Source organism: Streptomyces sp. NPDC020742, assembly GCF_040641675.1.
Lineage (GTDB): Bacteria > Actinomycetota > Actinomycetes > Streptomycetales > Streptomycetaceae > Streptomyces.
In genome coordinates this window covers 71137-95183 of the sequence record NZ_JBFAEA010000001.1, presented here as the reverse complement: position 1 = coordinate 95183, position 24047 = coordinate 71137, and the positions used below count along the sequence as shown (strand labels likewise).

General features: G+C 72.8%; 14 protein-coding genes and 2 pseudogenes. 8 read left to right on the top strand and 8 right to left on the bottom strand.

All coding sequences use genetic code 11. From position 1 onward, the window contains the following. The first annotated feature begins 174 nt into the window (after positions 1-174). From AB0G84_RS00400 to AB0G84_RS00390, 3 genes are all read left to right on the top strand, one after another. On the top strand, positions 175-1341 hold the full coding sequence (locus tag AB0G84_RS00400) for a helix-turn-helix domain-containing GNAT family N-acetyltransferase (RefSeq protein WP_361313334.1): 1167 nt from the start codon (positions 175-177) through the stop codon (positions 1339-1341). A gap of 375 nt (positions 1342-1716) precedes the next feature. Then, positions 1717-2595, top strand: coding sequence for a sugar phosphate isomerase/epimerase (locus AB0G84_RS00395; protein WP_361315019.1), 879 nt, complete (start codon positions 1717-1719; stop codon positions 2593-2595). Between the two features lie 683 nt (positions 2596-3278). Further along, positions 3279-5117 (top strand): glycoside hydrolase family 3 protein, encoded by a 1839-nt coding sequence (locus AB0G84_RS00390; RefSeq protein WP_361313331.1) that lies wholly within the window; start codon positions 3279-3281, stop codon positions 5115-5117. 164 nt (positions 5118-5281) lie between these two features. On the opposite strand, the gene AB0G84_RS00385 is transcribed toward AB0G84_RS00390, so the two are convergent. The 3 genes from AB0G84_RS00385 to AB0G84_RS00375 form a co-directional block, all read right to left on the bottom strand. Next, entirely contained in the window at positions 5282-6703 is a 1422-nt protein-coding gene (locus AB0G84_RS00385; protein ID WP_361313329.1) for a S28 family serine protease, read from the bottom strand. Between the two features lie 150 nt (positions 6704-6853). Next, positions 6854-10837, bottom strand: a complete 3984-nt coding sequence (locus AB0G84_RS00380; RefSeq protein ID WP_361313327.1) for an ABC transporter ATP-binding protein — start codon at positions 10835-10837, stop codon at positions 6854-6856. 249 nt (positions 10838-11086) lie between these two features. Next, complete coding sequence (locus AB0G84_RS00375; protein ID WP_361315016.1) at positions 11087-13780, bottom strand: discoidin domain-containing protein; 2694 nt, start codon at positions 13778-13780, stop codon at positions 11087-11089. Positions 13781-14094: 314 nt separating this feature from the next. Here AB0G84_RS00375 and AB0G84_RS00370 point away from each other — a divergent pair, with 314 nt between their 5' ends. Genes AB0G84_RS00370 through AB0G84_RS00360 form a run of 3 tightly spaced genes read left to right on the top strand, consistent with a single transcriptional unit; the run spans position 14095 to position 17628 of the window. Continuing rightward, positions 14095-14874, top strand: a complete 780-nt coding sequence (locus AB0G84_RS00370) for an ATP-binding cassette domain-containing protein (protein ID WP_361313324.1) — start codon at positions 14095-14097, stop codon at positions 14872-14874. Further along, the gene (locus tag AB0G84_RS00365; protein ID WP_361313322.1) at positions 14846-16966 is read left to right on the top strand and encodes a YhgE/Pip domain-containing protein; all 2121 of its coding nucleotides are present in this window, start codon (positions 14846-14848) and stop codon (positions 16964-16966) included. The genes AB0G84_RS00370 and AB0G84_RS00365 overlap by 29 nt, the downstream gene beginning before the upstream one ends. Continuing rightward, complete coding sequence (locus tag AB0G84_RS00360) at positions 16963-17628, top strand: TetR/AcrR family transcriptional regulator (protein WP_361313320.1); 666 nt, start codon at positions 16963-16965, stop codon at positions 17626-17628. Before AB0G84_RS00365 ends, AB0G84_RS00360 begins: the two co-directional genes overlap by 4 nt. A 60-nt stretch (positions 17629-17688) precedes the next feature. Here AB0G84_RS00360 and AB0G84_RS00355 read toward each other — a convergent pair. Next, a pseudogene (locus tag AB0G84_RS00355) lies at positions 17689-17937 on the bottom strand (thiamine pyrophosphate-dependent enzyme); the annotation flags it as partial. A gap of 175 nt (positions 17938-18112) precedes the next feature. Continuing rightward, on the bottom strand, positions 18113-19099 hold the full coding sequence (speB, locus tag AB0G84_RS00350) for an agmatinase (protein ID WP_361313318.1): 987 nt from the start codon (positions 19097-19099) through the stop codon (positions 18113-18115). Positions 19100-19424: 325 nt separating this feature from the next. On the opposite strand from speB, the gene AB0G84_RS00345 reads away from it, so the two are divergent. Next, a complete protein-coding gene (locus AB0G84_RS00345; RefSeq protein ID WP_361313316.1) occupies positions 19425-20222 on the top strand; it encodes a phosphatase in 798 nt (265 codons plus the stop codon). Positions 20223-20753: 531 nt separating this feature from the next. Here the strand turns inward: AB0G84_RS00345 and AB0G84_RS00340 are convergent. Continuing rightward, positions 20754-20942: pseudogene (locus tag AB0G84_RS00340) on the bottom strand (helix-turn-helix transcriptional regulator); the annotation flags it as partial. 108 nt (positions 20943-21050) lie between these two features. Between AB0G84_RS00340 and AB0G84_RS00335 the strand changes: the two are divergent. Beyond that, complete coding sequence (locus AB0G84_RS00335; RefSeq protein WP_361313313.1) at positions 21051-21599, top strand: flavoprotein; 549 nt, start codon at positions 21051-21053, stop codon at positions 21597-21599. Between the two features lie 114 nt (positions 21600-21713). Here the strand turns inward: AB0G84_RS00335 and AB0G84_RS00330 are convergent, their stop codons facing one another. Continuing rightward, entirely contained in the window at positions 21714-22676 is a 963-nt protein-coding gene (locus AB0G84_RS00330; RefSeq protein WP_361313310.1) for an acyl-CoA thioesterase II, read from the bottom strand. Between the two features lie 10 nt (positions 22677-22686). Continuing rightward, positions 22687-23844, bottom strand: a complete 1158-nt coding sequence (locus AB0G84_RS00325; RefSeq protein ID WP_361313307.1) for an acyl-CoA dehydrogenase family protein — start codon at positions 23842-23844, stop codon at positions 22687-22689. Positions 23845-24047: the final 203 nt, after the last annotated feature.

Below are 24047 nucleotides of genomic sequence, written 5' to 3'. Positions count from 1 at the left end.
CAACAAGGGGGCAATCAGGGGGAGTAGGGGATGACGGTGCCCCCGGCGGAGCGGCCGACGCCGCGGGCGCGCCGGGGGCGTGCGCCGCACTGCGCGACCTCGGGCGGAAAAGGGGGTGCGTGGGCGGCCACGGCGACGTATCCTTGACTCAGTCAAGGGTGAGGGGGGTCGACGATGACCACGGGGACCGGATCCGGAGCAAGAGTCGGAGCAACGGCTGGCGCCCTGGGCGGCGCGGCGTCCGGCAGCGCCTCCGGCAGCACGTCCGACGCCACCACCGACGCCCGGGCCGACGTCCGTGAGCTACGCAGATTCAACCGCTTCTATACGAACCTGATCGGCGCGCTCGACTACGGCCGGCATCTCTACACGCCCTACACGCTCACCGAGGCCCGGGTGCTCTACGAGCTCGCCCACCACGAGCGGGTGGACGCCGCGGACCTGCGGCTCTCACTGTCGCTGGACGCCGGCTACCTCAGCCGGCTGCTCGGCAAGTTCGAGCGGAGCGAGCTGATCAGCCGCGGCAAGTCCGACGAGGACCCGCGCCGCCAGCGCATCACCCTGACCGAGGGCGGCCGGGAGGCGGCCGGCCTGCTGGAGGAGCGCTCACAGGACGCGGCGGGGACGCTGCTCCAGCACCTCCCGGCGGCCGACCGGGCCCGCCTGGTGGACGCGATGCGGACCCTCCGCACCCTGCTCGAGAAGGGGGCGGAGGGCGCCCCGGAGGGCACGGGGGAGGACTCCCCGCAGGGAGCTCCGGGATCTGCGGGATCTGCGGGATCTGCAGGATCTCTGAGATCTGCTGGACCTGCTGGATCTGCGGGATCTGCTGGACGCTTCCCGGGGGACTCCCCTGCCTCCGGGGTCACCCTGCGCACCACACGGCCCGGGGACCTCGGCTGGATGGTCGAGCGCAATGCCACCCTCTACGCCGCCGAGTACAGCTTCGATCTGCGCTACGAGGCACTGGTGGCACGGATCGTCGCGGAGTACGCCGAGTCCTTCGACCCGCGGTGGGACCACACCTGGATAGCCGAGCTGGGCGGCGAACGGGTGGGCGCGGTGATGTGCGTACGGGACGGCAGACCGGGGGTCGCTCGGCTGCGGCTGTTGCTGGTGGAGCCGGGGGCGCGGGGGCACGGCGTGGGGCGCCACCTCGTCGACGCCTGTGTGGAGTTCGCCCGGGACGCGGGCTATCGGGAGCTGGTGCTGTGGACCAACTCCGTACTCGACGCGGCCCGCCGCATCTATCAGCAGGCCGGGTTCGAGCTGGTCGGCGAGTCGCCGCACCACAGCTTCGGCCAGGACCTGAGGGGCCAGGACTGGCGGTTGGCGCTCTGAGGAGGGAGCCGGGCACCGGCGCGCGAAGGACCCGCCGCCGTTGGCTTCGCTCCCTTCACACCGTCACCCTGACGCTCGGTCGCCCCGGCCGCCATCACGCCGGCACCCCGTTGCCCCGGTGCCTCGTTGCCCCGGCGTTCTTCACCCGTCGCCCGCCGCGGGCCGCCCGCCGCAGGTCGCCCGCCGCCCGTCTCTCTTCGCTCCTCACCCCCTCGTGCCCCGTGATGGTGGACGGCGTCGCGCGGGGAAGGGGTACGCGTACACGGGCAACAGGCGCCGGTGTGTGACGGAGAGGAGCGGACCATGGACGGCAGCTCGCACGGCCCGGCGCGGACCGGTGACGCGGACGGCGGTACCGGCGGCGGCACCCCGGCGATGCGCTACGCGTTCTCCACCCTCGGGGTTCCGGGGATGCCGGTCGCCGAGGTACTGGCGTTGGCCGTGGAGTCCGGGTACCAGGGGGTGGAGCTGCGTGCCCATCCGGAGGAGCCGGTGCACACCGGGATCGGGCTGCGGGAACGAGCCGCGGTGCGCGAGCAGTTCGCCGCTACGGGGGTGGACGTCCTGGCCGTGGCCGGGTACGCGCAGGTGGCCGCGGCCCGGGACGCGGCGGGTGAGGAGCAGCTGGCGCACGAGCTGGCCGAGCTGGTGCTGCTCGCCGCGGACCTGGGGGCGCCATACGTCCGGGTGTTCCCCGGGGGCGGTGACCGCCCGGCGGTCGACGCCGATGCGGATGCCGCCCGGCGGCTCGCCGCGGTGGCGCCGCTGGCGGCCGAGCGGGGCGTCCGGGTCCTGCTGGAGACCCATGACTCGCACCGCACGGGCGCCGCCGCGGCCCGCGTCCTGGGGCCGGTGGGGCACCGGAACGTCGGCGCGCTCTGGGACGTGCTGCACAGCTGGCTCGGCGGCGAGCGGCCGGCCGACACGCATGCCGCGCTCGCCCCCCATCTGGGTTATGTCCAGGTCAAGGACGTCGCCTCGGCACAGGACACCGCTCCGGTGCCGCTCGGGGCCGGGGTACTGCCGCTGGGAGCCGCCCTGGCCACGCTCGGCGAGCGCCCCGGTGCGCCCCATGGCCCCGTGCCGGCCCCCGAGGGCACCTACGACCAGGGCGCCGGCGGCTGGCTGTGCTGGGAGTACGAGAAGCGCTGGCACCCCGACGCGCCCGATCTGCCCGCCCTGCTGGCACCGGCCCGCGCACACCTCCAGGGCCTGCTCGCCGCCGCTGCCGATGCCGACCGGCCCGGGGAGTGACCAGCCTGGGGAGTGACCAACCCGGTCGGTGACGAGCCCCGTGAGTGCCCGCCCGGTGGGCGACCAGCCTGGGGAGTGCCAGCCCGAGGAGTGACCAACCCGGTCGGCGACCAGCCCCGTGAGTGCCCACCCGGTGGACGACCAGCCTGGGGAGTACCAGCCCGAGGAGTGACCAACCCAGTCGGCGACCAACCCCGTGAGTGCCCCGCCCGGCGGGCGACCAGTCCCGCGGGTGACCGGGAGTGACCGGCCGTCATGCCCGAGCGCGGCAGGCGGCAGCCGCGCACTCCGGCCCCCTGCCCCGGCCCCAGCGCGGCGCCCGCCCACTCCACATCGCCCCTTGCCCCTTGCCCCTTGCCCCTCCGTTGCCCTTGCCCCAGCCCCGGGACCCGACCTCCGCACCCGACCCCATCTCCCGCCCTGCCCCATCCCAGGCCTCAGCCCCGGCCCCGCCCCCGGCGCCGCACCCAGCCCCGTCCCCAGCCCCGCACTCGGCGCCGCCCCCAGCTCTGCTCCGGCCCCAAGCCCCCCTCACACACCCCCGCCCGTCCCGCAATTGCTGGGCGCCACCTCGGATGGAGTGATTGACCGACAATTGTTTTCCGGCTATCCGTGTCTCCTTGGAAGTTTCCTTCAAGAAGTTTCCTGCCATGAGTCGGGGAAGCCCTCCGGAAGGAGCGCAGATGCACTCCAGACGTACCGTTCTGACCTCCGCGGCCGCCGCAGCCGCCGCCGTCGCCTCGGGGGCCGCGGCGGGCGCCCCGGCCCAGGCCGCGACGCCCGCCCTCGGATCCCAGCCCGCTCCCGATTCCGCCACCCGCACACGACTGCGCCGCCTGATCGCCCGGATGAGTCCGGAGGAGAAGGTCGGCCAGCTGTTCGTGATGCGGGTCTACGGCCACTCCGCCACCGCCCCGGACCCGGCCGACGCCGCGGCGAACCAGAAGGAGATCGGGGTCGCCAACGCCGCCGAGCTGGTCGCCAAGTACCAGGTGGGCGGCATCATCTACTTCGGGTGGGCGAACAACACCCGTAACCCACACCAGATCGCCGAGCTGTCCAACGGCATCCAGAAGGCCGCCGCCGCGCTGCGCGTGCCCGTTCCGGTGCTGATCTCCACCGACCAGGAACACGGGATAGTGGCCCGGGTCGGCGCGCCCGCGACGCTCTTCCCCGGGGCGATGGCCCTGGGCGCGGGCGGTTCCCGGGACGACGCCCGGACGGCGGGGAGGATCGCCGGGCAGGAGCTGTATGCGATGGGCGTCCGGCAGGACTACGCGCCGGACGCCGATGTGAACGTCAACCCCGCCAATCCGGTGATCGGCGTGCGCTCCTTCGGGGCCGATCCGCAGGCCGTGGCCCGTATGGTCGGCGGCCAGGTGAAGGGCTATCAGGACGGCGGGGTGGCGGCCTGCGCCAAGCACTTCCCCGGGCACGGGGACACCGACACCGACAGCCATGTGGGGCTGCCGTACATCCGGCACAGCGCCGAGGAGTGGGAGCGGCTGGACGCGCCGCCGTTCCGGGCGGCGATCGCCGCGGGCATCGATTCGATCATGACGGCGCACATCGTCGTGCCCGCCTTCGACCCCAGCGAGGACCCGGCGACCCTCTCCCGCCCGATCCTCACCGGCATCCTGCGCGAACGCCTCGGCTACGACGGGGTGGTGGTGACGGACTCGCTGGGCATGGAGGGCGTCCGGCAGAAGTACGGCGACGCCCGGGTGCCGGTGCTGGCGCTCAAGGCCGGCGTCGACCAGCTGCTGAACCCTCCGGACCTGTCGGTCGCGCACGCCGCGGTCCTGGGGGCCCTGCGGAACGGGGAGCTGTCGGAGCGGGACATCGACGCCAAGCTGCTGCGCATCCTGCTGCTCAAGGAGCGGCGGGGGCTGTTCAAGGACCCGTACACCTCGAGGGAGGCGGTCGACCGGGTGGTCGGCACCCGGGGCCATCTGACCACCGCGGACCGGATCGCGGACCGTACGACCACCCTGCTGCGCAATGACACGGGCGTCCTGCCGCTGTCCCGGAGGCGGGAGCGCAGGGTGCTGGTGGTGGGGCCGGACCCGGCCGCGCCGTCGGGCACCGGGGGGCCGCCGACCGGGGTGCTGGCCAAGGCGTTCACGGAGCTGGGCTTCACGGCCACCGCGCTGTCGACGGGGATGTCCCCGGACCGGCAGCAGATCGACCAGGCGGTGGCGGCGCTCGGCGAGCGGGACGCGGTGGTGGTGGCCACCTACAACGTCACCGCGTCGTCGGCGCAGCGGACGCTGGTGCGGGCGCTGCTGGACACCGGGAAGCCGGTGGTGCAGCTGGCGGTCCGCAACCCGTACGACATCGCCCAGCTGGACGGGGTCCGGGCGGCCCTGGCGAGCTACTCGTGGACGGATGTGGAGCTGCGGGCGGCGGCCCGGGTGATCGCCGGGCGTCGGGACCCGGCGGGCCGGCTGCCGGTCGCCATAATGCGGGCCGACTCCCCGGAAACGCCCCTCTACCGGATCGGGCACGGCCTGTCGTACTGACCGCGGTCCGTCGCACTGACCACGGCCTGTCGTACTGACCACGGTCCGTCGCACTGACCACGGCCTGTCGTACTGACCACGGGCTGTCGTACGGACCTGCCCCGCCCGCGTTCGAGGCCGGGACGGTGCCGGTGGGCACCGTCCCGGCCGTCCGGCGTGCCGCGCTACGGGCGCAGCATCGGCATCCGCCGGACCTCCTGCCGGTCGAGGTCCTTGTCGTACGGGGCCAGCGGGGTGGCCTGGGAGCCCTCGGGGGCGGGGACGCCGGCCCAGTCGAGGAGCTCGGCGGTGGCCTTGGTGCGGTCGGCTTCCTTCAGCTTGGCGATGTTGGAGCCGTGATTGCCGCCGGGGACGGTGAAGACGTAGGAGTCCCGGGCGCCGCTGCCGAGTTCGAAGTGCTCCGAACTCCACGGGTCGTACTGGCCGTTGACGAACATCATCCGCTCGGCGTGGTGCCGCACCCAGTGGTCGACGTCGGGCATCGCGCGCCGGTCGAAGCGCATCGGGATGTCCTTGGGCACGAAGCTGCGGGAGTTGTTGATACCGGGGTACTTCAGCAGGCCGGCGAGGTTCGGGTAGCGGTAGCCGGGCTCGCCGAGCTGGGTGCCCGCCTGGTAGTAGTACGGCGTGTACGTCTCCATGCCCTGGTCGGTGTAGCTGTCGAAGCCGCCGACCTTGTCCATCCAGGCCCACAGCCCGTCGGTGGAGACGTCCGGCTTGGGGACCTCGGCACAGGCGGTCTCGGCCGGCTGGTACTGCCAGAAGCCGAAGACCAGGTCGGTGACCATGACCTCGTAGGCCCGGTCGGCGCTGCCGACCCGGGTGAAGGTCTGCTTCTCCTTGTCGGCCCAGGCCTGGAAGCGCTTGACCATCTCACCGCGGCGCAGCAGGGCCTCGCGCTCGATGGCGGCGAGGTCGGCGCGGCACTGCCGGGTGCCGACGGTCCGGAAGAACCGGTCGTACGCGGAGTCCTCGTCGTTGCGTACGTCATTGGGCGCGACGTAGGCGACGGTGCCGTTCATGTCGTGCGGGAAGAAGCGGCGGTAGTAGGTGGCGGTCATGCCGCCCTTGCTGCCGCCGGTGGCGATCCAGTTCTTGTCGTAGATGCGGTGCAGGGCCGCGAATATCCGGTGCTGGTCGGTGGCGGCCTGCCGGATGTTCAGTTTCTTCCAGTCCGTGGGCGCGGGCCGCGAGGGGGTGAAGTAGCGGTATTCGAGTGAGACTTGATTACCGTCAATGATCTTGGTTGGCTCGCTGCGGGACGGTGTGGTGCTGACGCTGTAGCCCGAGGTGTAGAAGACCGTGGGACGGTCCACGGACTTGTGCAGCACGGTCAGCCGCTGCTGGAAGGTCCCCCGGTCGGGGTGCCGGTGGTCAACCGGCTGGGTGTAGTTCAAAACGAAGTAGCGGTAGCCGTCTACCGGCTTCTCCTCGATGAGGCTCATGCCGGGGATCGCCAGGATCCGGTCCTTGATGTCCTCGTTCTTCGGCTCGGCGGCGGTGGCCGCTCCCGCCGGTATGCTGCCGGCTCCCGCCGTGCCTATGAGCACGGCGAGTGACAGCAGCCATCTGGTGGCCTTGCGCATGCACCCTCCCCTTGGGATAGCAAAGGTCGGGCTGAACTTATCGGCGGGACCGGGGGGCCACCAGCCCTCGGGGGCCGTCCGACTGATCACCCGTCGGACGGCCCCCGGTGCGCGAGGGGCCGGGCGGGCCGTCTCCCGCCCGGCGCCGCCTCAGGCGACCAGTTCCTCCTCGTCGCCGCTGAAGGTGCGCCACAGCTCCGCGTAGCGGCCGTCGCGGGCCAGCAGCTGGGCGTGGCTGCCGTCCTCGGCGACCCGGCCGTGGTCGAGGACCACGACCCGGTCGGCGCGGGCGGCGGTGGTCAGCCGGTGCGCGACGATCAGGGTGGTGCGCCCGCCGGGCGCCGGGCGGTCCGCGAGGCGGCCGGCCAGCCGGTCGGTGGCCCGGTTGACGACGGCCTCGGTGGCCAGGTCGAGGGAGGCGGTGGCCTCGTCGAGCAACAGCACGTCGGGGTCGACGAGTTCGGCCCGGGCCAGGGCGAGGAGCTGGCGCTGGCCTGCGGAGAGGTTGCGGCCGCGCTCGGCGACCTCGTGGAGGTAGCCGCCGTCGAGGGTGGCGATCATGGCGTGTGCGCCGACGGCCCGGGCGGCGGCCTCGACCTCGGCGTCGGTGGCGTCGGGACGGCCGTAGGCGATGGCGTCGCGGACCGTGCCGGCGAAGAGGTAGGACTCCTGGGGCACCACGCCCAAGCGGTGGCGGTAGCCGGTCAGGTCCAGTTCGCGGACGTCGGTGCCGTCGATGCGGACCGCGCCCCGCGACGGGTCGTAGAACCGGGCGACCAGCTTGACCAGGGTGGACTTACCGGCGCCGGTCTCGCCGACGAAGGCCACGGTCTGGCCGGCCGGGATGGTCAGGTCGATGCCGGCCAGCGCCGGCTCCGTGCTCGGTCCGTAGTGGAAGTGGACGTCGTCGAAGGTGATCTCGCCGCGCAGCGCGGACACCTCACGGGGCCGTTCGGCGGCCGGGGTGGTGGTCGGCTCGCGCAGCAGTTCCTGGATGCGGCCGAGCGAGACCGACGCCTGCTGGTAGCCATCGAAGACCTGGGAGAGCTGCTGGACGGGGGCGAAGAACAGGTCGATGTAGAGCAGGTAGGCGACCAGTGCGCCGGCGGTGAGGGTGTTGCTGCTGACCCGGTCGGCGCCGACGATCAGCACCAGTGCGGCGGCCACGGAGGACAGCAGCTGGACGAACGGGAAGTAGACGGATATCAGGAACTGGCCGCGGACCCGGGCCTGGCGGTAGGAGTCGCTGCGGGCGGCGAACCGCTGCGCGCCCCGCTTCTCGCGCCGGAAGGCCTGGACGATGCGGAGGCCGGCGACGCTCTCCTGGAGGTCGCCGTTGACCACGCTGATCCGCTCGCGGGCCAGCTCGTAGGCCTTGACGCTCTGCTTGCGGAAGAAGTACGTGCCGATGACCAGCGGCGGGAGGGTGGCGAAGACGACCAGGGCCAGCTGGAGGTCGATGGCGAGCAGGGCGACGAGTATGCCGAAGAACGTCAGCATCGAGACCAGGGCGGTGACCAGACCGGTCTGCAGGAAGGTGGACAGGGCGTCCACATCGGTGGTCATCCGGGTCATGATCTTGCCGGTCAGTTCGCGCTCGTAGTAGTCCAGGCCGAGGCGCTGGAGCTGCGCGAAGATCTTGAGGCGGAGCGAGTAGAGGACCCGCTCGCCGGTGCGGCCGGTCATGCGGTTGCCGCCGACCTGCGCGGCCCACTGGGCGAGGACCACGACCAGGGCGAGCACCGACGCGGTCCACACCCCGGCGAGCGCGCCGAGCCGGACGCCCTCGTCGATGCCCTGCCGGATCAGGACCGGCAGCAGCAGCCCGGCCAGGGCGTCGACGGCGACCAGCGCCAGGGCGACGGCCAGCGGTCCCCCGAAGCCGTGCAGCAGCCGGCGCAGACCGTACGAGCGCTCGGGGCGCACCGCCCGGTCCTCGTCGATGCCGGGGGCGTCGGTGGCCGGCGGCAGCGCGGCGACCTGGGCGAGGAGTGCGGGCGTGGCTAGCATACCGGCCATCGCGGCGACCGGGCCGGTGCCGGCGGCCGTACGGGGCGCGACCCCGGCGCCGCCGGCCTCGGCGTCCTGCTCACGGCGGACCCAGAGTTCGGGGGTGATGCCGCCGGGCGCGGTGGTGCGGCCGGACCCGCCACCCGGGTCACCGTCGAGCCCGTCGATGCCGTCGATCCCGTGGGGCTCCGCCGTGGCAGCGGTCCCGTCGAGCTCCGCCAACGGGTCGGCCCCGTCGAGCTCTTCGAGGGGATCGATGCCGTCGAGCTCTTCGATGCCGTCCGGGCCGGCCAGCGCACCCGCCGGGTCGCGTTCGACGCCGCCCAGCTCCTCGGGGTCGGTCAGCAGCCTGCGGTAGAGGGGGCAGCGCTCCGCCAGCTCGTCCTGGGTGCCGATGTCGACCAGCCGCCCCTCGTCGAGGACGGCGACCCGGTCAGCGAGCGCGAGGGTGGAGGCGCGGTGGGCGATCAGGAGGGTGGTCCGGCCGGCCATCACCCCGCGCAGGGCCTCGTGGATCTCGTGCTCAACCCGGGCGTCGACCGCCGAGGTCGCGTCGTCCAGCACCAGCAGCCGGGGGTCGGTGAGGATGGCGCGGGCCAGCGCGATGCGCTGCCGCTGGCCGCCGGAGAGGGTCAGCCCCTGCTCGCCGACCGCGGTGTCGTAGCCGTCCGGCAGCTCGGCGATGAAGCCGTCGGCCTGGGCGGCGCGGGCGGCGGCGTGGACCTGCGCGTCGGTGGCCTCCGGGTGGCCGTAGGCGATGTTGTCGCGGACGGAGTCGGAGAACAGGAAGCTGCTCTCGGGGACCAGGCCGATGGCGGCGCGCAGCGAGGACAGGGTCAGGTCGCGTACGTCCTGGCCGCCGACCAGGACGCGGCCGGCGGTGACGTCGTAGAAGCGGGGCAGCAGCAGGGACACGGTGGACTTGCCGCTGCCGGACGTGCCGACCACGGCGACCGTCTCGCCGGCCTCGATGCGCAGCGAGAAGTCGCGCAGGACCGGGCGGCGGGGGCGGAGCTCCGACGCGTCGGCTTCTCCAGCGGCTCCGGGCGCGGGGTCGTGGTGCACCGGCGCATAGCCGAACGTCACCCCGTCGAAGACGACGGTGGCCGGGGCGTCGGCGGGCAGGTCCCGGGCGTCCGGCCGCTCCGTCAGGGTCGGCTCGGTGTCGATCAGCTCGTAGACCCGCTCGACACCGGCGCGGGCCTGCTGCCCGACGGTGAGCATCATCGCCAGCATCCGGACCGGGCCGACCAGCTGCGCCAGGTAGGTGGAGAAGGCGACGAAGGTGCCGAGGGTGACCTGTCCCTGGGCGGCCATCCAGCCGCCGAGGGCGAGCATCGCCACCTGGCCGAGGGCGGGTACGGCCTGGAGTGCGGGGGTGTAGCGGGCGTTGAGCCGGACCGTGCGCAGCCGCCCGGCGAAGAGCCGGCGGCCGGCCTCGCGCAGCTTGTCGGTCTCCTGCCGCTCCTGCCCGAAGCCCTTGACGACCCGGACGCCGGAGACCGCGCCGTCCACTACCCCGGCGACCGCGGCCGCCTGGCCCTGGGCGTACCAGGTGGCCGGGAACAGCCGCATCCGGCTGCGCCGGGCGATGAACCACAGGGCCGGGGCGACGGCCAGTGCGACGACGGTGAGCAGCGGAGAGAGCACCGCCATCACGACCAGCGAGATCACGAACAGCAGCAGGCTGCCGATCATCATCGGGATCATGAACAGCAGGCTCTGGATCAGCTGGAGGTCGCTGGTGGCGCGGCCGACGACCTGGCCGGTGCTCAGCTCGTCCTGCCGCCGCCCGTCGAGCCGGGATATCGCGTCGAACATTCGGGTGCGCAGGTCGTGCTGGACGTCCAGGGCGAGCCGGCCGCCGTAGAAGCGGCGCAGATAGGTCAGGACGTAGACCACGACCGCGGCGAGGACCAGCAGGCTCGCCCAGGGGGCCAGCGGCCGGGCGTGGCGCACGATGACATCGTCGATGATCAGCTTCGGTACCAGCGGGACCAGCGCCATCACGGCCATCCCGCCGAGCGACGAGCCGAGCGCCAGCAGCACGTCCCTGCGGTACTGCCAGCAGTCGCGGATTAGCCTCCGCGCCCAGCCCGCGTCCTCCGTGTCCGTCCCCGCCACCCCATGCCTCCCGCACTCGACGTCTACCGCATGGCAGCAACGCCGCGGGGAGCGGATTTCATCCCGCTGCAACGAACCGATCGCAATCCGCAGGCCACGGTGTGCGGCCGACGGCCCGTGCCGGCCGGACCGCTGGGGTCCGGCCGGCACGGGGGCCAGCCGATACGGGGTCCGGCCGAGACGGGTGCCCCTTCCGGTGCCCGGCTTCCGGTATCCGGCACCCGGCTTCCGGCTTCCGGCTTCCGGCGGTCAGTCCGCCCGCTGCACCGTCAGCTCGGTGATCCCCGGATGCGGCCGGGGCTTGCCGCCCGCCGCCGGGGTCCGGTCGCCCTCCACCACGACCCGGACGTACCGGGCCGGGCTCTTGCCGGCGTACCCGGTCCCGGTCCAGTGCTTGCCGTCCAGCGAGACCTGGACGCGGTAGGAGGCCGGGCGGGTGGCGGTCCAGTGCGGGGTGATCTGCCCGACGCGGGTGGTGCGGCCGAGGTCGACGGTGAGGGTGCCGTCCGCGGAGTTCGGGACCCAGGCGGTGGTGGTGTTGCCGTCCACCGCGCCGGCCGCGTAGTTGCCGGGCTCCTCGGAGGTCGCGGTGGCAGGGGTGCAGCGGGCCGCGTTCGAGGTGGCCGCCAGGTCGGGGCGGCGGGTCTTCAGCACGGCCGGAACGCCCCGGCTGACGACCTTCTCGCCCTCCGGCGAGTCGATCCGCATCGGCGCACCGGCGGTCAGCCGCACCGTGGTCTGGTGCGCGCCGAGGGCGATGTCGTACGTCCGGCCCTGCCAGTGCAGCCCGCGCAGGGTGACGCCGTCGGACAGCTGGGGCGGCAGCGTCGGGTCCAGGCGCACCCGGTCCTCGCGCAGCCGCAGGCCGGTCAGCCCGTGGGTGAAGGTCTGCAGGAAGCCGCCCTTACCGGTGAGGAAGTCCTGGGCCGGCTTGCCGGCGTGCGGGTCCTCGGCGCCGGCCTTGGTGCCGCGCGCCTCGGAGAACTCCGCGAACGGGCCGCGCACGAACGGCTTGATGGACCGCAGCAGGTAGGTGTACGTGGCACAGCCGGGCTCGCCGATCCCGGCGGCGTCGACGGAGTGCACCGAGTCGGTCATGGCCGGGCCGTCCGGGTCGGTGTGCGCGGCGTAGAAGTCCAGCGTGTGCGAGGCCTGCGTCTGGGACATCGGCCATTCCAGCGGGTACATCAGCAGCACGGTGTCGGCCTGCTTGATGGTGGTGTCCCGGTAGCCGGCGTACTGCTCGAAGATCTTCTTCTTGGCGTCGTAGGGGATCCGCAGCTTGTCGGCGACGGTCGTCCAGGAGGCCGGGGCGTGCTCGCCGAGGACGGCCGCGGCGCGGACGGCGTGCCGCAGCGCGGTGGCGGCGCCGGCGTTGGTGAAGACCCCGTCGGTGACGCCGTTGCTGTACTCGTCCGGGCCGGCGACGTTCTTGACGGAGTAGCTGCCGTCGGCGTTGCGGGTGGCCCGGGAGGCCCAGAATTCGGCGATGCCCTGGAGGACCGGCCAGCCGCGGGAGCGCAGCCAGGCGGTGTCCTTGGTGGCGAGGTAGTACTGCCAGGCGGCCAGCGAGACATCGCCCATCAGGTGGTTCTGGGTCTTGCAGTGCGGCGGGTCCCAGCTGTGGCACTCGCTCCACAGGTCGCCCCTGCTGCCGCTGGTCCAGGAGTAGAACAGCCCGTCGTAGCCGAGCTTGCGGGCGTTGGCGCGGGCCGCGGCGCGGGTCCGGTAGCGGTAGTCGACGATCGACCGGGCGAGGTCGGGGTGGGTGGCGAGCAGGCCCGGGTACATCCAGGTCTCGGCGTCCCAGAAGATCTCACCGGCGTAGTTGTCGCTGGTCAGGCCGGTGGGACCGATGCTGTTGGCGCTGCCGGCGCGGGCGGCGGACAGCAGCCCGTACTGCGCCGAGCGCACCCAGGACTGCAGCGCGGGCTGCCCCTTGACCTCGATGTCGCTGCGCCACAGCCGCTGCCAGGCGGCGGTGTGCCGGGCGAACAGCGCGGCCCAGCCGAGGTCCGCGGCGCGTCGGGAGGCGGTGTCGGCGGCGGTGCGCGGGGAGCGGGAGGTGAGCGCGGTGTCCACCCCGACGTACTTGGTCAGCTCGTACGAGCGGCCGCTGCGCACCGGGAAGCCCACCCGCTGGTGGTTGCTCAGCCCGTCGGCGCGCAGGGCCCGTCCGGGCCGGTCGGCGCGGACTCCCGGGCCGGTGCGCAGGGTGGAGGCCACCGCGCCCTCGGTCCCGGTGCCGTCCGTGCGGAAGCCGACGTCCATGGTGCGGCCGCCGCCGGCGCCGGACCCACCGCCCGCGGACGGTCCGATCCGGCGGGCGCCGCGCCCGTCGAGGGTGTCGGTGACGGTGGCCGTGCCGCTCCAGTGGGGCGTCATCCGCAGCCGGACCGCGCCGACGTGCGGGTCGGTGCGGTCGGTGAGCACGTCGTAGACCAGGTCGGTGCGCCGGCCGTCGGCGGCCGTCCAGGTCAGCGAGGTGCGGACGAAACCGCAGCGCAGCGAGAGGCTCTGGCGGTAGTGGGAGATCCGGCCGGCTGCGGTGGCCGAGGAGAAGGTGTCGGGCCGGGCGCCGCCGGCGGTGACGTCGAGCGTGGTCCAGGTCGGGATCGCGGCGATGGCCTGGCGGCCCTGGACGTTCTTGGGGCCCTTGGCGTACAGCCCCGACACGAAGGAGCCGTCGTACTCAGGGGTCTTCAGCGGCCAGCCAGTGGTGCCGCCCGGGGCGGCGTACCCGGTGCCGTTGGGGGGTACCCGCTGGCCGAGGTATCCGTTGCCGACGTAGGCGTGGTGGCTGTCCTTGGGGTCGATACGGGTGGCGGTGGCGGTCCAGCCGTCGCCACGGGCACAGGGGGCGTGCGGGGCGGCCCCGGCGGGCGCCGGCGCCGTGGCGGACGCCGATAGCGGGGCGAGCGTCACCAGCAGGGCGCCGGCCATCAGGGGCGCGGCCAGCGTGCGGGGGCGGCGCGCCGCGGGCCCGGGCGGGGTCCCCGTCGTGGGCCGGTGGGCCCGGCCGTCGGGGTGGTGTGCCGAGAGTTCCATGGTTCTCCGTCGTACGTGCACGGCCCGTGCCGCGGCGTCGCGACACGGACTCACCTTGGACATCATCAGGCCCCCGCCGTGACGGCACCTTAGGGCGGATCCCCCATCCGGGTCACGGGTGCGTCGGCACCACATCGCCCCGATTGGCCAAAAGGGCGTCACATGCGGCACACTTTTAGACTGACCAGTCAGATCAAAAAGGGGGTTGTGTGAACATCACCCGTCAGGGGACGGCGGTCAGCGCCAGGGGAATCGGGGTGCGGGGCCCGCGGGGGTGGGCCTTCCGGGGCATCGACGTCACCGCGGACCCGGGCTCGCTGATAGCCGTTCAGGGCCCTTCGGGCTCCGGGCGCACCTGCCTGCTGCTCGCGCTCACCGGCCGGATGCGGACCGCCGAAGGCACCGCGACCGTCGCCGGGTTCCCGCTGCCCAAGCGGATGGGGGCGGTGCGCAGCCGTACCGCGCTCGCCCATGTACCGGGCGTCGCCGACCTCGAACCGGCCCTCACGGTCGGTGAACACCTCACGGAACAGGCCCTGTTGGGGCGCCACCTGAAGGGGCTGCCCTGGGGCAAGCGCCACCGGGAGGCCGCCCGGGCCCGGATCGACGCCGCGCTGGCGGCCGCCGGACTCGACCCCGAGACCCTCCCCAAGGGGCTGCGGACGACCGTCCGCGACCTGGAACGGCTGGAGGCGCTGCGGCTGTCCATCGCGCTCGCGGTGATGCAGAACCCGCAGGTGCTGGCCGTCGACGACGTCGATCTCAAGCTCTCCCCGGCTGAACGCGGCCTGGCCTGGGAGCTGTTGCGCGGACTGGCCCGGGCGGGCCTGACCGTCCTCGCCGTCGGCAGTGACGCACCGGCCGATGCGCTGGTCGTCCGTACCGGCCCGGCCGACACCCGGGCCACCGCCCCGGTCCCCGCCCAGGACGTGAACCCCACTCCCAAGGAGGAAGCGGCGCATGCGTTCGCCGAAACTGGCCGCGCTTGAGCTCAGGCGCTTCAGCAGGGGGAAGCTGCCCCGGCTGGGGCTGGTCGCCCTGATGCTGATCCCCTTGCTGTACGGGGCCCTGTACCTCTGCTCGTTCTGGGACCCCTACTCGCGCCTGGACAAGATCCCGGTGGCGCTGGTGAACGAGGATCAGGGCACCACCGTCGGCGGCAAGAAGCTCACCGCAGGCGACGACCTGACGCAGAGCGTCAAGGACAGCAAGACCTTCGATTGGGAGGAGGTCAGCTCCGCGGACGCCGCCAAGGGCGTCGAGAACGGCACGTACTACCTCTCCCTGACGGTGCCGCGGAACTTCAGCGAGCGGATCGCCTCCAGCTCCGGTGACGACCCGCAGACCGGCGCCCTGAAGGTCCGGACGAACGACGCCAACAACTACGTCGTCGGCTCGATCTCCAAGACGGTCTTCTCCGAGATCCGCGCCAAGACGTCGGCGACCTCGGCCCGGGGCATGCTCGACAAGATCTTCGTGTCCTTCTCCGACCTGCACGACAAGACCGCCGAGGCAGCCAGCGGGGCCGGCAAGCTCAACGACGGCCTGGGCACCGCCAAGGACAAGACCGGGCAGCTGGCGGACGGGCTGGGCAAGCTCGACGAGAAGACCGGGGAGCTCAGCAACGGCGCGGGCGCGGTGAGCAAGGGCGCCACGGAGGCCGCCGGCAAGGCCCGGCAGCTCAGCCAGGGCGCCGGCCAGGTCGCCAACGGCACCCAGCAGCTCGCCGACAAGGTCCAGGGCATCGCCCGCAAGGACCTGCCCTTCCTCCGGGCGCACGGCAAGGAGCTCGGTGAGAAGGCCCAGGTCGTGGCCGACCTCACCCAGCGGCTCGACGAGGACCTCGACAAGCTGCCGGACGCCTCCGCCAAGGCGGCCACCGAGGCCCGCAAGAACGCCGACAACGCCGCGGCGCTGTACCAGGAGCGCTGTGGCGGCCTGGTCTCCGCCGACCCCGACTGCACCAAGCTGAAGGCCCTCGCGGACGGCACCGCGCTGGCCGCCGACGCGGCGGAGAAGGTCCACGACACCATCTCCCACACCGACTTCGGGCAGCTGCACAGCAAGCTGCGGGAGCTGCACCGGGGCGCCGAGATGGTCGCCCAGCAGGCGCCGGGCATCGCGGACCGGGCGGACACCGCGATCAGCCAGATCAACGCCCTCAACTCCGGTGCCCACCGGGTCTCGGAGGGGGCCGGCAAGTTCGCCGAGGGCATCGGCACGCTCGCCGACGGCGCCGGCAAGGTGGCCGACGGCAACCGCAAGGTGCACGGCGCGGTGGGCACCGCGGCGGACGGCGCCCAGAAGCTCACCGGTGGCCTGTTCAAGCTCAAGGACGGCTCCAACCAGCTGGCCGACGGGCTGCACAGCGGCGTCGCCAAGATCCCGGACTACGACAAGAAGGACCGGGACGCCCGTACCGAGGTGATGGCCGACCCGGTCGACCTGGCCGCCAAGTCGCTGCACAAGGCGCCCAACTACGGCACCGGCCTGGCGCCGTACTTCATCCCGCTCTCCCTCTGGGTCGGCGCGATGATCGCGTTCATGCTGCTCCAGCCCCTGGGCAAGCGGGCGCTGGCCGCGGGCGCCCCGGGCTGGCGGATCGCGCTCGGGTCCTGGCTGCCGGCCTTCGCCGTCGGCGTGGTGCAGGTGCTGGCCCTGATGGCCGTCCTGCACTGGGGCCTCGGCCTGGAGATGGACCGCGCCGGCGGCACCGTCGGCTACCTGGTGCTGGCCACGGCCTGCTTCACCGCCATCATCCAGCTGCTGGGCGCGTTCTTCGGTCCGGCCGGCCGGGTGCTGACCCTGGTCGTGCTGATGCTCCAGCTGACCTCGGCGGGCGGCACCTACCCGGTGCAGACCAGCCCCGGGTTCTTCTCCGCCATCCACCCGTTCCTGCCGATGAGTTACGTCGTCGACGGTCTGCGCAAGCTGATCACCGGCGGCGACCTCACGGTCGTCTGGCAGGGCTGCGGGGTGCTGGCCGCCTTCACCGTCGGCGCGCTGGCCCTCACCGCCCTCACGGCGCGCGGCCGGCAGGTCGTCCGGATGAAGGACCTGCACCCGGAGCTCAGTCTGTGAGCGTCCTTCCGGGCCTCGGGGGCGGTGCCGCTGCCGGCACCGCCCCCGGGGCCGCCCCCGGCACCCGCCGGGCCGCGACCCGACGGCGGCTCTTCGACGCCGCCGTCGCCCTCATCGCCGAACAGGGCTTCTCCGCCACCACCGTGGACGAGATCGCCGACCGCGCCGGCGTCGCCAAGGGCACCGTCTACTACAACTTCGCGAGCAAGAACGTCCTCTACGAGGAGCTGCTGCGGGACGGCCTCGACCAGCTCGCCGAATCGCTGCGGCAGGCCGCCGACACCACCGTCGCCCGCGGCGGCACCCGTATCGACGCCCTGGACGCGATGATCCGTGCGGGCCTGGACTTCATCGCCCGCTCCCCCGCGCTCACCCAGCTCTACGTCGCCGAGCTCTGGCGCACCAACCGCACCTGGCGCGCGACCCTTACGTCGGTCCGCGGCCGGGCGCTGAACGTCGTCGAGTCCGTCCTGCACGACGCCGTACGGTCCGGTGAGCTCTCCGACGGACTCGACGTCCCGCTCACCGCCTCCGCCCTGCTGGGCATGGTCCTGGTGGCCGCCCTGGACTGGCTGTCCTTCCAGCCGGACCGGTCGGTGGAGGAGGTGCACGCGTCGCTGTCGCGGCTGGTGCAGGGGCGGGTGGCAGCCGGCGCCGGCTGACCTCCACCGGCCCTCGGCGGCCCCAGTTCGCCAGAGCGGACTCAGTCCGTCAGAGCGGCCTCAGTCCGTCAGATGCGTCGGCGCGAACATCCGCAGCCGGGCCGGGAGGACCACCACCGACGGGCCCGGCGCGGCGAGCGCGGCCGCCAGGTCCGTGCGCAGCCGGTCCGGGGCGGTGCGCACCGCGGGGACGCCGAACGACTCGGCCAGGGCCACGAAGTCCGGCCGGGCCAGCTCGGTCGCGGTGGCTCGGCCGAAGGCGTCGGTCATGTACGCGCGCAGGATGCCGTAGCCGCCGTCGTCCGCGATCTGCTGGCCCGGCGACATCCCGGCGCGCATGCCGCCGGCCCGCCACGTCGCTTCCGTGGCGGGCCGGCGTCGTCGGGGCGCTGCGCCGGGTGTGCTGCGTCGGGGGCGCTGCGCCGGCGCGCGTCGACGCTGTGCCGCAGTAACTGGCCCTGCCGCGTTACCGGTCCTGCCGTGCTTACCGGTCCTGCCGCCCGGCCGCGATCTGCCGCGACATGATCGTGGTCAGCTCGTACGCCGTGTGGGAGGCGGCCACGCAGGTGATCTCGGCGTGGTCGTACGCCGGGGCGACCTCGACGACGTCGGCCGAGACCAGGTTGCAGGAGGCCAACCCGCGGATGATCTCCAGGAGTTCGCGCGAGGTCAGGCCGCCGGCCTCGGGGGTGCCGGTGCCGGGGGCGTGCGCCGGGTCCAGCACGTCGATGTCGATGGAGATGTAGAGCGGACGGTCGCCGATGCGCTGGCGCAGCTGGTCGGCGACCTCGTCCACCCCGCGGCGCATCACGTCCGCCGAGGTGACGATGCCGAAGCCCATCTTCTCGTCGTCGTCGAGGTCCTTCTTGCCGTAGAGCGGGCCACGGGTGCCGACGTGCGAAAGCGCGGAGGTGTCGAGGATGCCTTCCTCGACGGCGCGACGGAACGGCGTGCCGTGGGTGTACTCGGCACCGAAGTAGGTGTCCCAGGTGTCCAGATGGGCGTCGAAGTGGAGCAGGGCGACCGGGCCGTGCTTCTTGGCGACCGAGCGGAGCAGCGGCAGCGCGATGGTGTGGTCGCCGCCGAGGGTCATCATCCGGGCGCCGGTGGCGAGCAGGTCGTCGGCCGCGGCCTCGACGGTCTCCACGGCCTCGTTGATGTTGAACGGGTTCGCGGCGATGTCACCGGCGTCGGCGACCTGGGCGAGCGCGAAGGGGGAGGCGTCCTGCGCCGGGTTGTAGGGGCGCAGCAGGCGGGAGGCCTCACGGATGGCGTTGCCGCCGAACCGGGCACCGGGGCGGTAGGAGACGCCGGTGTCGAAGGGCACGCCGACGACGGCGACGTCGGCCCGGCCGCCGACCTCGTCGAGGCGGGGCAGGCGGGCGAAGGTCGCGGGCCCGGCGTAACGGGGGATGCGGGAGGAGTCGGTGGGGCCCACGGGGCCGTCGGCGGCGCTGGCTGCGGTGGTCATATGCCGAGCGTAGGGAGGAACGGCCGGCCCGGCCCATGGACAGATCCGACCGTGATCGCCGGAGTATTCGACATTTTGGCCAGCCTCAGGCCCGGCACCAGGGCCTGGCCTGCACGTCCGGGGGCGCCGGACCCGACGTCCGGTCCGGCGGCTGGAGCCGCTGCCGGAGCGGCGTCCGGACCCGGCATCCGGGCTGCGGTGCCACAGTCCCGCCGTCCGCACACACCTGTCCGGGCTGCGGTGTCACGGTCCCGCCATCCGCACGCCCCTGTCCGGGCTGCGGAACTCCCCCGCCCCGGAACATCCCTCCGGGCACAATGGCGCTATGCCGATAGCCTCCGAAGCCGCCGTGCCCACGCGGGCCGACCTCATCGACCATCTTGTCCGCACCCGGATCGCCGGTGAGGTCGCCACCCCCCGCGAGAACAACCTCTCCCACTACCGCAGACTCGCCAACGGCGAGCGCCACTACTGGTTCGGCCTGGAGTTCGGCGACCGGTGGACGGACGAGCAGGACGTACTGGCGGTGATGGCCGAGCGCTGCGGGGTGAACGACGACCCGCACCACCGGCAGGGGCAGGACACCATCGATCCGGAGCTGACCGTGGGCGCGCTGGACCGGGCGGCGGCGGTGCTGCGCAAGGCGGCGGCCGACCGGCAGCGGGTGCTGTTCGCGACCGGCCACCCGGGCGGGCTGCTCGATGTGCACCGCGCGACCGCCGCGGCGCTGCGGGCCAAGGGCTGCGAGATCATGACCGTGCCCGGCGTGCTGGCCGTGGAGGACGGGCTGGTCGTCCAGTTCGCCGACGTGGCGGTGCTGGAGCGCGGGGCGACGCTGTGGCACACCCACTCCCCCGCGCCGATGGCCGCGATCCTGGACCAGCTGGAGCGGGACGGCGCCCCGCTGCCCGATCTGGTGATGGCCGACCACGGCTGGGCCGGCTGCGCGGGCCAGCGCGGCATCGAGACGGTGGGCTTCGCGGACTGCAACGACCCGGCACTGTTCCTGGCCGAGGCCGAGGGCACCCTCCAGGTCACCGTCCCCCTCGACGACCACGTCCTCAGCCCCCGCTACTACGACCCGCTGACCGCCTACCTGCTGGACGCGGCGGGGCTGGCCTGAGGGCCCTCCGGGGAGTCCGTCACCAGGAGGTTCTCCCTCCCGGGACGCCTTCGCCGCGGGCCGCCCGTACGCCACGGAGGGCAGCGCACGGGCCGGGGCCTCGTACGTCACACGGCCCAGGAGCTGGCCGGGTCGTCCAGCCACGCCCGCTGCCCCTCCGGCGTGACGGTGAGACCGAAGTGCCACCATGCCCAGGTCGAAGAACCCCAGCTTCGCCGTCACGTCGTACGCGGTGCGGTAGGTGCTCGCCAGCAACCGCCAGCTTCTGTCCACGGGATTCAGGTGGGCCGTCGTCGTGGCTTCATGGATCAGACCGGGGAGTTCGGCCGCTACCTGTTTGATGTTCGTGGCACGCACCATGGCACACAGCCGATCGGCGTGCTCCGCCAACTCCTCTACCGTGCGCGGAGATACGTCCGGGTCGGGGCCGAGGTCGTAGATGTTGAGCGCCTCACGAATGGGGTTGATCAGGCCGTCCAACTGGTCCTGGCGGAGTTCTTCGAGGTACGGCTGCCCGGTCAGTTCGGTCGCCGGGACCGAGAGGGCACGGGCCAACGCACCCAGCACCGAAGGGCTCGCGGGCAGAACTCCTTGTTCCACTTTGGTCAACGTGCTGTACGAGACGTGTGAGAGGTCGGCCAACCCGCGTTGAGTCAGGCGTCGGACCTTACGCAGGTGCGCGATGCGTGCGCCCGTGTGGTCATTGTGCAGTGAAGGCATACTGCTCTCCGTCCCTGGCAACCCTTCGGAACGGTACCGGCCCGGACCGGTGAACGCCCCTCCCGATACCCACCGTTCACGGCAGTCCGGCTGTGGTGGGATGGCGTGATGAAGCGTCCCGTGCTCTATCTGTTCGGTTCCGCCGCCCCGCCCGTCCAGCAGTTCCCCGACGTGGCACGCGGTGCCCTGGCAGCCGGATTCGAGGTGTGCGTCGGTCTGACGCCCACGGCGGCCCGGTGGCTCGACGGCGAGGTGCCGCTGTTGGAGGAGCTGACCGGGCACCCGGTCCGCTCCGCGTACAAGCAACCGGCCGACCCCGATGTCTGGCCTCCGGCGGACGTCCTCGTCTTCGCGCCGGTCACCTTCCATTCGCTCAACGCCTGGGCGCTCGGGCTGACGTACCACTTCGTGGTCGGGGTGGCGGCCGAGGGCATCGGCAAGGGCATCCCCACGGTGGCGATGCCCTGCGTGAACACCGCATACGTGCAGCACCCGCAGTTCGACCGGTCCGTGGCGACGCTGCGGGGCGCCGGTGTGTCCGTGCTGTACGGGCCCGGCGGCTTCGAACCGAACGAGCCGGGGAAGGGACGCCCGGCGGGCTATCCGTGGGACCTGGCGATGGCCGAGGCGACGCGGGTCGCCCGCACCACGCCGTAGGGGCCGCCGGAAACCGGTCGCGGTGGCCGTCGGGGAACGGGCGGGACATCAGGGAGGGCGGCCCTTCCTCCCCCGGGCGCCCCGGGGAGGACCCGGTTCCCACCCGTCAGCGGCTCAGGTCCGCTGCTCCGCTCCGGTCCCGCCCTGCGGTGCCCGCGGCACCCGTACCACGCCCTCCTGGATCACCGAGACCGCCAGCTGTCCGTCGGCGGTGAAGATCCGGCCCTTGCCCAGGCCCCGGCCGCCCTGGGCGGTGGGGGACTCCTGGTCGTAGAGCAGCCACTCGTCGGCGCGCAGCGGTCGGTGGAACCACATCGCGTGGTCCAGGCTCGCGCCGACGACATCGCCGACCGCCCAGCCGCCCCGGCCGTGCGCCAGCAGGATCGAGTCCAGCAGCGTCATGTCCGAGACGTAGGTGACCAGGCAGATGTCGAGCAGTGGGCGGGGGATCCCACGGTCCTCGTCGAGCTTGCCCTGGGTGCGGAACCAGACCTGGGACCGGGGCTCGCGCGGCTCGCCGACCGTGACGTAGGGCGGCTCGTCGACGTACCGCAGGTCGATCGCGGCCCGGGCCTCCAGCAGCCGGTCGGCGACGTCCGGGGCGAGGTACCGCCCGGCGTGCCGGGGCAGCATCTCGGCGGCGGTGGGCAGCTGGTGCGGGTCCGGTGCCGGCGGCATCGGCTCCTGGTGCTCCAGCCCCTCCTCGTACACCTGGAAGGAGGCGGAGAGGTGGAAGATCGGCTGGCCGTGCTGGACGGCGACGACCCGGCGGGTGGTGAAGGACCGGCCGTCGCGGATCCGGTCGACGGTGTAGACGATGGGCGCGCCCGGGTCCCCGGCACGCAGGAAGTACGCGTGCAGGGAGTGCGGAATGGGGTCTCCCCTGTTCGAGCGGAGCCGAGAACTGGGGGAACGGTCGGCGGGGACCGTGCGCCCGGCCGCGACCAGGGCCTGGGCGGCGACCTGGCCGCCGAAGACCCGGGGCACGACCGAGGCGCGGCTCTCACCGCGGAAGATGTCCTGCTCGATCCGCTCCAGGGCGAGCAGATCGAGCAGGGACCTCAGTGCGTCGTTCACGGGACCGCTCTTAGAGGCCCATCGCCTTGGCGATGATGGACTTCATGACCTCGCTGGTGCCGCCGTAGATGCGGTTGACGCGGTTGTCGGCGTACAGGCGGGCGATGGGGTACTCGTTCATGAAGCCGTAGCCGCCGTGCAGCTGGAGGCAGCGGTCGATGACGCGGTGCGCGACCTCGGTGTTGAACAGCTTGGCGCTGGCGGCCTCGGCGGCGCTCAGCTCGCCGGCGTCCAGGGCCTCCAGCGCGCGGTCGGCGACGGCCTCGGCCGCGTCCACCTCGGCCTGGCAGGCGGCCAGCTCGAACTTGGTGTTCTGGAAGGAGGCGACGGTCTTGCCGAAGACGGTGCGGTCCTGGACGTAGCTCTGGGCGAACCGGACGGCGGCCTTGGCCTGCGCGTAGGCGCCGTAGGCGATGCCCCAGCGCTCGGAGGGCAGGTTGGCGCCGAGGTAGTGGAAGCCCTTGTTCTCCTCGCCGAGGAGGTCCTCGACCGGCACCTTGACGTCGACGAACGCCAGCTCGGCGGTGTCGGAGGTGCGCAGGCCGAGCTTGTCGAGCTTGCGGCCGATGGAGTAGCCCGCGGACGTGGTGTCCACGGCGAACAGGGAGATGCCGAAGCGGCGGTCGTCCTCGCGCGGGGCGGAGGTGCGGGCGCACACGATCACGCGGTCGGCGTGCACACCGCCAGTGATGAAGGTCTTGGAGCCGTTGAGGACGTAGTGGGTGCCGTCCTCGGAGAGCTTGGCGGTGGTCTTCATGCCCGCGAGGTCGGAGCCGGTGCCCGGCTCGGTCATCGCCAGGGCCCACATCTCCTCGGCGGAGACGAACTTCGGGAGGTAGCGCTTCTTCTGCTCGTCGCTGGCGAGCATCTTGATGTACGGCAGGGCGAGCAGCACATGGACGCCGGAGCCGCCGAAGGTGACGCCAGCGCGGGCGGTCTCCTCGTACTGGACGGCCTCGAACTTGTGGGTCTCCAGGCCGGCGCCGCCGAACTCCTCGGGGACGTTGATGCCGAAGACGCCCAGCTCGGCGAGCTTGTAGTAGAACTCGCGGGGCACCTGGCCGGCGGCGAACCACTCCTCGTGGACCGGGACCACCTCGGCCTCGATGAAGGCGCGTATGGTCGCGCGGAACGCCTCGTGGTCCTCGTTGAACACCGTACGGCGCATCTGCGTCGCCTCCTCCAGGTCGCCGGTCCAAGCGCATGGCTAAGCGCTTGCTCAGCGAAAGCTACCGGCCGGTCACCAAGACTGTCCAGGGGTCAACGACGTCGGGTGCGACCTCGACCGTGTCGCGTGCATCACCCCAGGGCGGCCCGGGGAACGACTCCCGGAGCGGCTCCCGAAGCGAACCTCGCGGCGCCCCCGGGAGT

Coding starts and splice junctions, on each gene's coding strand:
- AB0G84_RS00345 (WP_361313316.1), top strand. CDS start 19,425: ATGCCGATAGCCTCCGAAGCCGCCGTGCCCACGCGGGCCGACCTCATC.
- AB0G84_RS00400 (WP_361313334.1), top strand. CDS start 175: ATGACCACGGGGACCGGATCCGGAGCAAGAGTCGGAGCAACGGCTGGC.
- AB0G84_RS00395 (WP_361315019.1), top strand. CDS start 1,717: ATGCGCTACGCGTTCTCCACCCTCGGGGTTCCGGGGATGCCGGTCGCC.
- AB0G84_RS00325 (WP_361313307.1), bottom strand. CDS start 23,844: ATGCGCCGTACGGTGTTCAACGAGGACCACGAGGCGTTCCGCGCGACC.
- AB0G84_RS00335 (WP_361313313.1), top strand. CDS start 21,051: ATGAAGCGTCCCGTGCTCTATCTGTTCGGTTCCGCCGCCCCGCCCGTC.
- AB0G84_RS00390 (WP_361313331.1), top strand. CDS start 3,279: ATGCACTCCAGACGTACCGTTCTGACCTCCGCGGCCGCCGCAGCCGCC.
- AB0G84_RS00365 (WP_361313322.1), top strand. CDS start 14,846: ATGCGTTCGCCGAAACTGGCCGCGCTTGAGCTCAGGCGCTTCAGCAGG.
- AB0G84_RS00375 (WP_361315016.1), bottom strand. CDS start 13,780: ATGGCCGGCGCCCTGCTGGTGACGCTCGCCCCGCTATCGGCGTCCGCC.
- speB (WP_361313318.1), bottom strand. CDS start 19,099: ATGACCACCGCAGCCAGCGCCGCCGACGGCCCCGTGGGCCCCACCGAC.
- AB0G84_RS00385 (WP_361313329.1), bottom strand. CDS start 6,703: ATGCGCAAGGCCACCAGATGGCTGCTGTCACTCGCCGTGCTCATAGGC.